14 protein-coding genes are annotated in these 11,439 nt (G+C 51.1%); 4 read left to right on the forward strand and 10 right to left on the reverse strand.

The window, feature by feature from the left end:
- Window positions 1-50 precede the first annotated feature (50 nt).
- Genes GON22_RS20025 through GON22_RS20035 form a run of 3 tightly spaced genes read right to left on the reverse strand, consistent with a single transcriptional unit; the run spans window position 51 to window position 2,708 of the window.
- Complete coding sequence (locus tag GON22_RS20025) at window positions 51-611, reverse strand: hypothetical protein (protein ID WP_160397888.1); 561 nt, start codon at window positions 609-611, stop codon at window positions 51-53.
- A gap of 25 nt (window positions 612-636) precedes the next feature.
- On the reverse strand, window positions 637-2,028 hold the full coding sequence (locus tag GON22_RS20030) for a sensor histidine kinase (protein ID WP_160397889.1): 1,392 nt from the start codon (window positions 2,026-2,028) through the stop codon (window positions 637-639).
- Window positions 2,025-2,708, reverse strand: coding sequence for a response regulator transcription factor (locus GON22_RS20035; RefSeq protein WP_160397890.1), 684 nt, complete (start codon window positions 2,706-2,708; stop codon window positions 2,025-2,027). Before GON22_RS20035 ends, GON22_RS20030 begins: the two co-directional genes overlap by 4 nt.
- 195 nt (window positions 2,709-2,903) lie before the next feature.
- Here GON22_RS20035 and GON22_RS20040 point away from each other — a divergent pair, with 195 nt between their 5' ends.
- Window positions 2,904-3,629 (forward strand): stalk domain-containing protein, encoded by a 726-nt coding sequence (locus GON22_RS20040; protein ID WP_160397891.1) that lies wholly within the window; start codon window positions 2,904-2,906, stop codon window positions 3,627-3,629.
- A gap of 63 nt (window positions 3,630-3,692) precedes the next feature.
- Here GON22_RS20040 and GON22_RS20045 read toward each other — a convergent pair whose 3' ends face one another.
- Window positions 3,693-4,667, reverse strand: a complete 975-nt coding sequence (locus tag GON22_RS20045) for an ATP-dependent DNA ligase (RefSeq protein ID WP_160397892.1) — start codon at window positions 4,665-4,667, stop codon at window positions 3,693-3,695.
- A 194-nt stretch (window positions 4,668-4,861) separates the two neighbouring features.
- Between GON22_RS20045 and ligD the strand changes: the two genes are divergently transcribed.
- From ligD to GON22_RS20060, 3 genes are all read left to right on the forward strand, one after another.
- On the forward strand, window positions 4,862-5,767 hold the full coding sequence (gene ligD, locus GON22_RS20050; RefSeq protein WP_160397893.1) for a non-homologous end-joining DNA ligase: 906 nt from the start codon (window positions 4,862-4,864) through the stop codon (window positions 5,765-5,767).
- Between the two features lie 135 nt (window positions 5,768-5,902).
- Window positions 5,903-6,838 (forward strand): peptidoglycan DD-metalloendopeptidase family protein, encoded by a 936-nt coding sequence (locus GON22_RS26610; protein WP_160397894.1) that lies wholly within the window; start codon window positions 5,903-5,905, stop codon window positions 6,836-6,838.
- Window positions 6,839-6,868: 30 nt separating this feature from the next.
- Window positions 6,869-7,318: a bactofilin family protein gene (locus GON22_RS20060; RefSeq protein ID WP_160397895.1), complete on the forward strand. Its 450-nt coding sequence runs from the start codon at window positions 6,869-6,871 to the stop codon at window positions 7,316-7,318.
- A 229-nt stretch (window positions 7,319-7,547) separates the two neighbouring features.
- On the opposite strand, the gene GON22_RS20065 is transcribed toward GON22_RS20060, so the two are convergent.
- The 6 genes from GON22_RS20065 to GON22_RS20090 all read right to left on the reverse strand — a co-directional run bounded on the left by GON22_RS20065 (window position 7,548) and on the right by GON22_RS20090 (window position 11,438).
- Window positions 7,548-8,333: an ABC transporter permease gene (locus GON22_RS20065; protein ID WP_160397896.1), complete on the reverse strand. Its 786-nt coding sequence runs from the start codon at window positions 8,331-8,333 to the stop codon at window positions 7,548-7,550.
- Window positions 8,326-9,240: an ABC transporter ATP-binding protein gene (locus tag GON22_RS20070; RefSeq protein ID WP_160397897.1), complete on the reverse strand. Its 915-nt coding sequence runs from the start codon at window positions 9,238-9,240 to the stop codon at window positions 8,326-8,328. Before GON22_RS20070 ends, GON22_RS20065 begins: the two co-directional genes overlap by 8 nt.
- 124 nt (window positions 9,241-9,364) lie before the next feature.
- Window positions 9,365-9,703 carry a hypothetical protein gene (locus GON22_RS20075; RefSeq protein WP_160397898.1) on the reverse strand — a complete coding sequence of 113 codons (339 nt, stop codon included), beginning with the start codon at window positions 9,701-9,703 and terminating at the stop codon, window positions 9,365-9,367.
- A 164-nt stretch (window positions 9,704-9,867) separates the two neighbouring features.
- Window positions 9,868-10,356, reverse strand: a complete 489-nt coding sequence (locus GON22_RS20080) for a hypothetical protein (protein ID WP_160397899.1) — start codon at window positions 10,354-10,356, stop codon at window positions 9,868-9,870.
- Window positions 10,357-10,447: 91 nt separating this feature from the next.
- A complete protein-coding gene (locus GON22_RS20085; RefSeq protein ID WP_160397900.1) occupies window positions 10,448-10,864 on the reverse strand; it encodes a hypothetical protein in 417 nt (138 codons plus the stop codon).
- A 73-nt stretch (window positions 10,865-10,937) separates the two neighbouring features.
- Window positions 10,938-11,438 (reverse strand): DUF1854 domain-containing protein, encoded by a 501-nt coding sequence (locus GON22_RS20090; protein ID WP_160397901.1) that lies wholly within the window; start codon window positions 11,436-11,438, stop codon window positions 10,938-10,940.
- Window position 11,439: the final 1 nt, after the last annotated feature.

The following is an 11,439-nucleotide window of genomic DNA, read 5'->3' on the forward strand; positions in this document are numbered from 1 at the left end:
CAAGTTGGCCAGCGGTTTTTAGTTAAAAACTGTTACAGTGCACACTTCACTCAATTATTAAACGTAATGATTATTCTTATTTCTGCTGGATCTTTTCTTCCAACTACACGGTTAATAGATTCCAAAAATGAGTAACCACATTCCATGTAATTGACAGATTCATATATTTTCTCACCAGCCATATTCTCATCTTCATACTCAAATACTTGATTCCAATTAAATTCGAATAATTCCTTGGCAGTAAACCACGTTGTGCTATGGCATTCTAGATTTCTGATTTGAAGCGGAATCTCTGGGCTTACATCCTCGGGCAACCCCCTAGGGTCACTGATATAAGGCATATTTTCGGAATTCCTTTGATTAGCCAATATTGCGAAAAGGTCATAATTTCGCTCTGTGAATACCATATCTTCAAATTCGACGTTCCATATTGGATAATTTTTTTCAGGATAGAGAATTGCCCAGTCGCTTTTCGTCCATTTATCAATCGATATCCATTTCCCGGGCTGCGCAGCTTCAAATACTCGTGTACGATATTTTTTTGTTCTACAAAACAGTAGATGCTCGTCCCCATTACGTACCTCCAAAGTAAAGAAATATACTGACGTCATTCTAGTTTTCCTCACCTAATAACAACTACTTGTTCCTCAGAGGCAGTCTCACCGTCAATCGCGTCCACTTGCCTTGCTCGCTCTCTGCGATTACGGCCCCTCCGTGAAGCGATACGATTTTATGAACGATCGATAGCCCGAGCCCGCTTCCGCCTGCCTTCTCGCCTCTGCTTCGAGCAGCATCTGCCTTATAGAACCGGCCAAAAATATGCGGGAGCGCTTCTGGAGCAATGCCGCTGCCCTCATCCTCCACAATGACGACAGCCTCTTCCCCTTCCTCGTATTGCTTTACCGTCAACCGCCCGCCCGGATGCGAGAATTTGATCGCATTCGTGATGAGATTAAGCCATGCCTGATGCAACAGCCCTTCATCGCCGTAGATCTGGGTCTCGGTTAGCTGCATATCCAGCTCAAGCGATTTGCCCGCCCATTGCCGCTCGTTCATGATGAGCACTTGGCGCAGCTGTTCATCTAGACGATACGGCGCAAGCTTCAATTGCTGGCCTTCGTTATCGAGCGCCGCGAGCGTAAGCAACTGTCGGCTTAAGGAAGAGAGGCGGCGGCTTTCTTCCCCTATGAGCTGAATATAGCGTTTCTTGTCTGCTTCGGATGTCTCCCCCTCCTGCAGCGCCTGTGCAAAGCCTTGAATCGTCGTCAGCGGCGATTGAATTTCATGCGAGACGTTGCCGACAAACTGCTGGCGCATCGCATCCAGTTGGTGAATAGCCCCTGCCATTGTTTCAAAATCCCTTGCCAATTGCCCCAGTTCATCTTGCCGCGAGACGTCCAGTTGAATATCGTAGCTGCCCTCTGCCAATCGGCGTGTCGCAGCCGTTAGCTTCACGACAGGCCTCACTACGTAACGGGACGCGAGTGGGATGAGCAGCAAGCTGAGCACAAACATCCCGCCTAGCAGCCATGCGACCAAAACGCGAATATCACCGATTTGGCGTTCCAAATCCGGCCGAATAAACCAAGCGAATGCATGGCCATCCTTCTCGACATGGAGCCCAATCGTATTACGAACGCTATTTTCGAACAAGCGGGTTACAGGCTGAAAGCGGCGCCCATTATTATGGCTGTCATAGGCCGCTCCGCCTAAAACCGCTCGAATCTCCTTGTCTTCTATCCGCAAATGCCGGAAAGGCGATCCATACGAAGTCCGAACCATTTGATCGTTAACAACATAGATTTGGAAGCCTGTCCGAGCCATTCGATCCAAGTATTCCTCTTGCGATAGACTATCTGTCTCCTCATAGAGCTGGCGAATTTCGAGCGCGCTTCTCATCATGCTCGCCTCGCTGCTCGCCCGCAGCTTAACCCAGTAGAGCACATTCAAGCCAAGGATAGATAAAAGCCCGCTAACTAGCGCTATAGCTATGAAAATAATGACGATTCGAACGTATAGCGTCCTCATTCGGCAACCTCCAGCTTGTAGCCCAGCCCTCGAACCGTGGTAATCGCAAAGCCCGCCGAAGCGCCGAACGGAGCGAAACGTTCACGCAGCCTTTTAATATGCACATCAATCGTCCGGTCATCCCCCTCGTAATCCGCTCCCCAGATCGGCCGCAGCAGCTGCTCCCTCGTAAAAATGCGCCCAGGCTGGCTCGCCAGCTGCGCTAACAGCTCGAATTCTTTCAGCGGGAGCGGAACGCTCTCACCTTGCACAGTCACTTCATAACTATGGCGATCGACCGTTGTGCCTCCTAGTTGAAGCTTCTCTGAGGAGACGACCCGATACCGCCGCAGAAGTGCGCGCACCCGAAACAGCAGCTCATCCGGCTCGAATGGCTTTACCATATAATCGTCAGTGCCCGAGCGAAAACCGCGCGCTTTATCATCCAACTCTCCACGCGCCGTCAGCAGCATAACCGGGATATCATAGTCGCGCCGAATTTCCTCACACAGCAATAGCCCATCCTTCTCCGGCATCATGACGTCGACAATTGCAAGCGCCACATCCTCTTGCCGCATCACGCGCGAAGCTTCTTCCCCATCAGCTGCTTCCAGCGCCCGAAACCCTTCCCGTTGCAAAATAAATCGCAAAAGCTCCCGAATATTCGCATCATCGTCTGCGATCAATATCGCCGTCCTCATCGCCGTCATCTATCTCCTTCATACCAGCGTCCTCAGCTCTCGCCTCTTGCGGGCAATCCTATCACATTTAAGAAGTTTATGATATATTTACAGAAAATCTGAAAGCAAGGTTACGAGAAGAGCTGCGGTTACGCAACCCTAGCTCTTTTTATAGGAATCACAGCTAGCAGAAATGAGTAGGGGGAAAGGTTGAAAATGTTGAAGAAAAAAGTATTCATTACAGGGGCCATCGCGTCGCTTATGGTCTTCTCGGCTGCAGCCGGCGGCTACGCAGCAACCAAAATGAAACTCGTCATCGATGGAAAAAGCACGGCACTCGAACCAAAAGTCATTAACGGCACGACATACATACCTTTGAAATCTGTGGAAGCTCTTGGAGCAAACTACAAAGTAGACGCCAAGACGGGTACAGTGACGATCACAAGCAAGTCTGCCACTTCCACCGCGCCTGCCTCTAAAGTAGGGTCATCACGAAACACGCCAGCACCGCTCAATACTCCCGTAACCTTTAAAACAGATGACATCCTCTCTGGCACTTACACAGCGGAGATCACATTGCAGGAAACGATTCGCGGAGACCAGGCTGCTGAGATGCTCGCAAAAGCCAATCAATTTAACGAGCCCGCTACTGCAGGATACGAATATATGCTTGCTAAATTTAACTTCAAGGTGCTCAAAAATACGAAAAGTGATGCGGCCGTAAACCTTAATGGCGTCCAATTCACTTTAGTATCTTCATCAGGAAAAGATTACGAAACGCCATTTGTCGTGGAGCCGGAGCCTGCACTTTCTGCGAATTTATACGTCGGCGCCTCCAATAGCGGATGGGTCGCCTTTATGGTTAAAAAAGAGGATAAAACACCGCTAATTACGTTCGGCCGCAAATATGATGGCACCGGCGGCGCTTGGTTTAAACCTTAATAGGCAATAAACACCGAAGAGGGTGTCCCTAAAGCATAAACTTAGGGGCACCCTCCTTCCATTCTAACCTGGCAGCACACAGCTATGCGGCGGCACATCCAAAAACGCTTGCAGTGTCGGCTGCCTCAACTGCCGGCCTTCCTGCCACCGCCACTCTGCATATTGTAGGCGCATCGTTAGCAGGGGCTCTACCCATACTGCCCCTGCCATATCGCGGTGGCGCTGGGCGAAGGGGCTGCTGACTCGGCGTGCAGGCGCGAAAACGTCCGAGAGCGCCGCCCACTCCGCCCGTTTCAAGCGGCCTGATCCAACTTTTCCGATAAAATGCAGCCGTCCCTCCGCATCAAAAAGCCCGGCAAGCAGCGCATTCACTATGCCATCATCATTCGTCGTATACCCGCCGATGACGGCAGCCACATCGCCCCAATGCTTGATTTTGAGCCAGCGGTTATCCTTGCCTCCAAGCGAGTAAGTGCTGCCGGCTTTCTTAGCAACGATTCCCTCTAACCCTTGGCTTGCCGTTAGTTGCAGCAACAGATTCCCTTCCGTCACGGTTGGCACTAGTTGGACAGTTCGATTAGGCTGGATAATCGACCAAAGCTTCTCTTGCCGCTCACTGAATGGCTTGCCTGTCCACCATTGGCCATCGCAATAAAGCAGATCGAATGCCATATAGGCAATCGGCACCTCCTGAATTGCGGCCGACAATCGGTCAGGCCGGCGGATGCCATCGCGGCGCATAACTTCGTGGAATGACGGCTTGCCATCTGCACCAAGTGCAATGACCTCACCATCGAGGAGAACGGACTGTGCTGTACAATAGCTGCTCCAATCCGCCAATTCCGGGTATAATGGCGTTCGCTTGTTGCCGTGCCGATTAAACAACTCGCATCCCTCTTGATCGGCATAGACAAGCATTCTAACGCCGTCCCATTTGATCTGGTACACCCATTCATCGCCACTCGGCACCGCATCAGCTGCTATTGGCTCGAATGGCTCTATCGGATGGTTGATCGACCAGCTGTGCTTTTTGGCCATCTCTTTCCCCTTTCTCCCTACGATCCGAACGCTATTACCTATCTGCATTCAGCTTTGCCGCTTAGGCTCGTTCTATACCTGCATGGAACGCCGGCCGCTTGGGATTCGCTAGGTTTGCACCGCTAAGCGTATGCCGATACTGCGTATATCGAATTGCATTGCATACGGCAAAACACAGAAGGAGCTAGACGACGATGAGCGCAAGCCGCAAAGGAACCATTACAGTAGACGGCGAGCAAGTGGCCATCAGTAACCCCGCCAAGCTGCTATGGCCGGAGCTGGGCATCACGAAGCTGATGTATTTGGAGAAGCTTATCGCGCTTTCCCCTTATTTAATAACGCATTGCCGGGGCCGCTATTTGACGACGATTCGTTGGCCGGGTGGCGTTCATGGGGAGTCTTTTTACCAAAAAAATTGTCCCGAGCCTGCGCCCGCCTTCGTCCAAACCGCAGAGCAAGGAGGCATTCGCTACGTTCAGCTCGATTCGCTTGCTACGCTGCTCTGGCTCGGAAACCTCGCATGCTTGGAATTCCATGCCTCTTTCGACCGCATCGGCGAGTCCCTATTCCCAAGTGAATGGGTCATCGATCTTGATCCTTCATTAGAGGAGGAGCCGCGCATTATGGAGGCAGCGATTCTTGTAGGTGACTTGCTTCGGAGCATCGGATTGGCGTCGGTTCCAAAAACATCCGGTGCAACAGGCGTGCAATTGATTGTGCCCTCTGCAGGTGACGTTACGTTCGACGAGCTGCGGACCATTGGCCTTTTTGTCGGGACATACTTGACGCAGGTTCACCCAGAGCTATTCACGATTGAGCGGCTGAAAGCGAATCGCGGCGATCGCATTTATATCGATTACTTGCAGCACTACGCGGGCAAAACGATCGCGGCGCCCTACACCCCGCGGGCAAGGATTGGCGCGACTGTGTCAACGCCGCTTACGTGGGATGAGGTGAGGGATGGCGCCCGAATTGCAGATTTTAATCTGTTGACGATCGAGGGGCGCCTAGCAAGCCGTGGCGATTTGCTTCAGACGGTGAAACCGCAGCTGCTTCGTCCGATTTATGATTTTGTCAGCCAATCGAAGCCCTCGCCATAGTGCGGAAAGGACAAGCATTGCCTTTCTTGCGTGCGCAGCCTGGTTGTATTTTGGAGACATGAATTGTAGACAGCCCGAATAAATAGAGTTAGAACGTTCGAATACGCACTTGCCGGCAGAAAGGAGTACAGCTTAGTGAAACGGTCGCCAAAGCCGAAATGGTCCTTCGTACTGATGCGCGGCGCCGAACAATCGGTCAAACAGTTCAAGGTATCCAAACGGTCTGTCGTCGCCGCTCCAGCTGCAGCCGTCCTTGCCTTATCAGGATGTATCGCGGCGATCCAGATTCGATCCTCCTTCAAGATTGATTCGCTTCACGACGAAATGTCGCAGCAATCAAACTCATTCTCCCAAACGGTGAATGGCAAAGACGATTCCATTGGGACACTCCAAGAGGAGATCGGCAGGCTGAATCGCCAAACCCAGGAGCTGAAGGGCAAGATTAACGATCTGCATGAGCTGGAGAATAAGCTGAAAACCTTCATCGAGCAGTACGGGCGGCTTACGGAGACGTCCTCTTCCGCCACTCCCAATGCACAGGAAGCACGCGATTTGATCATGAAGGCGGAACAGTCGGGCCTTGATTTTCGCCAGATCAGCTCTCTCGTTGACACGATGGAATTGACGATGGAGCAATCGGTCAAGCAAGCGCAAGCAAGGCAAGCGGAACTGGACGCCCTCCCTACAGGGTGGCCGGCCAAATCATCCGCTACGTTTACATCCGGTTTCGGTTACAGAGTCGACCCCTTCACCGGCAAATCCACCTTTCATGCAGGGGTTGATATTGGCGGCAACGTTGGGGATGCTGTCTTCAGCGCAGCTGATGGAACTGTAGAGGAAACTGGACAAGACGGAAGCCGCGGCAGATTTGTCGTCATTAATCACCATAATGGTTTGAAAACGATCTATATGCATCTATCGCGGATCGAAGCCTCCTCTGGTGACGAGGTCGTCCGCGGTGAAAAAATCGGCTTGATGGGCAGCACAGGCCGCAGCACTGGCGCCCACCTGCATTTTCAGGTGATGCAGCACGACGAACCGGTTAACCCGCTGCGTTATTTGTCTAATTGAATAGGTCATAACCACTTTTAGGGGGTATCCATGTTCAAAGATACGAAGCGTCTAAACTTGACCGACACCTTAATTGGCCAAGGGACGCATGTTGAAGGGAAAATGGTGTGCGAGGCTGGGCTTCGCATCGAGGGCGAATACCGCGGGGATATTGAATGTCTAGGGGATGTTATCGTTGGCGAATGCGGCGTTGCGCGCTCTAACATTAGTGCACGCGATATTACAATCGCAGGCAAAGTGTATGGCGATGTGGTAACCAAAGGCCGCCTGACGATAACAGCGACTGGCCAGTTGCACGGCAACATTAGTGCGCAGTCGTTCGTCATGCAAGACGGCGGCATCTTCACCGGCGCATGCCGAATGGAACGCACGCAGGAGCAGGCCCGCTCCCGCTCGCTTCTCGACTCGGAACCGCAGGCCCGTGCGGACCAGCAACCGCAGCAGTCCTCGAAAGAAAAGCGCCAAGCTCAAGCGGGCTAGGTTGCCGCTTGAGCGCCTAGCTTACACATAACGAAGAGGCCGTCCCTTGGCTGGGGACGGCCTCTTTTTTGCGGGCGCTTCTGCGCCGGATAGGGTAGATTCCCCTGCCCTATTCGCGCTCGCATGCGCATGCCTTGGGCTAACACAAAAGCGGTCCCGTACCTGCAAATAATCTGCAGGCACGGGACCGATCTCTTGCGCTTTTATTGCATCATTCGCAATAAGAGCGTTACGTCGCAATATCGCGCTTGTTGAACAGAATCCAGGTAACCGCAATGAACACGATGTAGTAGACGCCCAATACGCCGAGCGAGAAGCCAAGCGTGTGTTCATGCTCATTGTTGTTGAGATATTGGAGCAGATCCGTCTGCATAAACCACAAATACTGAACCCATCCTTGATCGACAATAGACAGAATTTCGGACAAGATACTGCTGGCGAACATCATTAAAATGGACAAGCCAATCGCCAGGCCCCCACTGCGAAATACGGTCGATAACAAGAAGGAGATGGTTACCGTAAAGATCACACCGATAAATTCCAACCCGTAATATTTGAAAACATAGCTCCAGATCGAGCCCGAAATCGCTCCCGAGATCGCATTATTCGTATGTCCTGCACTAAAGCCGAAAAATATTCCTTCCCATATGTACAACCAAACAAACAGTACGACTGAAAAGAACAAAGCGAACTGAATGAGCGAGACGTACTTGGACAACAAGATCTTAGAGCGCGACCATGGCCGAATCATTAGCAGCTTAATCGTCCCCGTGGAGAACTCCCCTGCTACACTGTCCGCGGATACGACGACGGTAAAGATGGTCACGAACATGAATCCAAGGGTAGATGCACTAAAAAACACATCCCACATGGACAGTATCTCTTCATCCACATTCGCGAAGATAATTGATAACAACAGCATGAGGACCAGAAGAATTCCCATCATGATCCATGTACGCATGCGTGAGTAGATCTTCATGTTCTCATTGCGAACCAAATCCATAAAATTACCCAACCGTCTCACCTCCCGTGATCTCAAGGAACTGTTCTTCCAGCGATTTGCTCTGCACGCGGAAGCCGTATACCTTAATTCCGGAAGCAACGAACTGCGCATTAATGGAGGCTGCCTCTTCCCGATTCGCTTCTAACTCAACAGCGCTGCTATCTACCTTGGTACGATGGCCCGTTAGCAAGGCAGCAGCATCCTCAGGACGGTCAACCTCGAAGCGATACGTCAATAACGCATCCGCTGCTGGCCCTTCCTGCGAAATAATCCGTTGATCGACGAGTTTGCCGTTTTGAATAATCGCAACGCGATCACACATCAGCTCCATCTCGCTCAACAAGTGGCTGGATACGAATACGGTAATGCCCTCTTCCTTGGCCAGCTTGCGCAAGTAATCGCGCAGTTCGCGAATGCCGACAGGATCCAACCCGTTCGTCGGCTCATCGAGAATAAGCAGCGATGGCTTATGCATGATCGCTTGTGCAACACCGAGGCGTTGGCGCATCCCCAATGAATAAGTTTTCACTTTATCATGAATGCGGGCTTGCAGCCCGACCAGTTTAACCACTTCATCGATGCGCTGGCGCGTAATGCCAGGCACCATGCGCGCGAAGTGGAGCAAGTTTTTGTAACCGGACAAATACTTATACATTTCAGGGTTTTCGACGATTGCCCCAACTTGCCGAATCGCCTTCTCGTAATCGCCCTGTATGCTATGGCCTTTAATCCTAATTTCCCCGCCGGACAGCTTCATCAAGCCAACCATCATGCGGATCGTCGTCGTCTTGCCAGAACCGTTAGGGCCTAGAAAGCCGTAAACTTCGCCAGGCTGCAGGTCAAGCGATAATTGGTCAATAATAGTCCGATTGCCGATTCGTTTCGTAACGTTCGACAACTGGACAACCGGTGCACTCATTTAGGCTGCCTCCCTCACTTTGTCTTCCAATTTTTATATTATACACGATCCTGCGCCTAGTAAGAAATGAGTTTAAAAAAACTTAAGGTCCGCCGGCGCGCTCCCAAAAGCGGCCGACGAACCTTTAATGAAAGACGGAAACCGAAGCGACTCGGTCCGATTTGAACATTTGGTCCCAATGCGTCATGCTATTGGGCTCAATCACCGTTGCAGCAGGGTTGCTGTGATCGTCAAGGGAGGTCGTGGAAGCAAGCGGTAGGCTATCTTGATGCGAATGATTAGTCCGCAAATGTTGATGATCCGGAAGGTCGGCGGCGTGGCTCTGTTTCAACTCGCAAGCCAAGCAGCAGCCTAGCTGATGGACGACTCGAAAATATCCTGTACGGAACAATACGTCTGCTTCTTTTTTCTCTAATAGCTGCCCGCAACAGACACAATAGAAACGATCATCATTTGATAACATAGCCGTGCATCTCTCCTTATATGACAAACTGTATTATACTATATGTATCATAAATCGCATAAATGCTACATTACGTATCCTTTACGTTAAATTTATGACAAATATCGATTTCTGTCAAGAGATTTACCCGACTATTGTCGTTCTATCAACCATCATTCCTATAACTATTCCTTCGCCTCCCATTGCCACAGCAGTGTCCATTTCCCATCAACTTTAACTGCATAACAATCTTGCACGAGCTCGAACGGGCCATACAAACTATGGAACGACTGCGTTACCTCTATTTTGTAAACATCCTGCAATGGCTCTGATGCTTGTGTGGCGCGAAACTCGCCAACAGGCTTCGGGCTTCCAATCGAAAACTCGAATGTCTTAGACTGGAAGTCCTGCATGAGGATATGGGCACGCTGCTGAATATATTTGTCCTTCGTAAAATGCTCCTGCATCACCGGGTGAAACAGCTCCCATGAGCTGCCGAAATCGCCGCTCTGCTCCAGCTCATAAAATTGCTCAACAACCTGCGCCGCTCCATCAGCACTGCCTTGCGAGGTAACAGCTCTCAGGCCTCCAATTGTCAGCCACCCGACGAATACGACTACGGCTGCCAATCCCATCAAGCGCAGCCAGGGCTGCATTCTCCGCCTTCGCCACATTCCCTTCCCCCCCGTTCCGGGGAGCTAACTAGCTATCTGCACGATAGCCATTGCCGTTAGACATGCCCCCATAGTCTATCCTATGAGAGGATTATCCGCTTATTCGCCAAAATAAAGATTGCATATCCGGGCCATCAGGATCGGCAGACCTTACCAAGTCCAGCATCGCGCCTGCTATCGCCTTGCGAATGGCGGGATCAGGGTCAATAGCGCACTCATACATCAACATGTTATCCTCGCGCTGCCGCATCGTAATGCGGCCAAGCAGCCCAAACTCCCACTCGCGAAAAACAATGTGAAGGTTCACTTTATAGCCTTCATCAACGGGAAAGCGCAAATAGGTCATAAACCGAACGCCTGTCACCGATAGCTGCGTCAGCAAGACCGGTGTCCGGCGGCTCGTGATTGATGCTCCCGCCCGTCCCGTAATAATTGATAAATACGTTGAAGAAGGCTGTCTCATATGCAGCCATACCTGCCCGCTGCCTGGCAACTCGTTAAATTCCATTTTCTCTGCTCCTTCTGCCGCATGGCGAATAAACGGAAGAAGAGGGCCGCCTGTGGGCTGCCCTCTTCTTCCGTTATTGAAATTTAATCGTGCTCCACTGCTTCCTGCTATTCGTATCCAGCGATTCATCTTGCTTAAATTCAAACCGGCGTCCGTCTTGGTCCGTCACAATCCAACGGCCTGGCGCCACTTGGCGAATGCTTTCATGCAAGTTCATCATCATAAGCCGCGTCACCCCATATTCCGTATCCACTGACCAAGACCAATGGGAGCCGCGTTTCTTAATCGAAACAATTCGCGTAATGCGAGGGATCATATACCGCTCCCGCAGCGCCTCCTCTGCCACAAAGCGGCTCTCTTCCGATAACTGCGATAAACAGTCAATCGTGTAAAGCTCTGCCCCGTTATCCGACTTGACACTAATGTGCTTATTCGGAATGGTGTAAGGGAAACAGCGTACGAGCGAGATTTTGCTGTAAGAATCCTGATCGATTTCGATAGATAAAGCTCCTGTTAGCGAACGGAATAATCGAATAACAGGCTTCGAACGATTCAAATATACGAGATTGCTCATC

The sequence above is a fragment of the Paenibacillus sp. MMS18-CY102 genome, assembly GCF_009789195.1.
Classification (GTDB): domain Bacteria; phylum Bacillota; class Bacilli; order Paenibacillales; family Paenibacillaceae; genus Paenibacillus_T.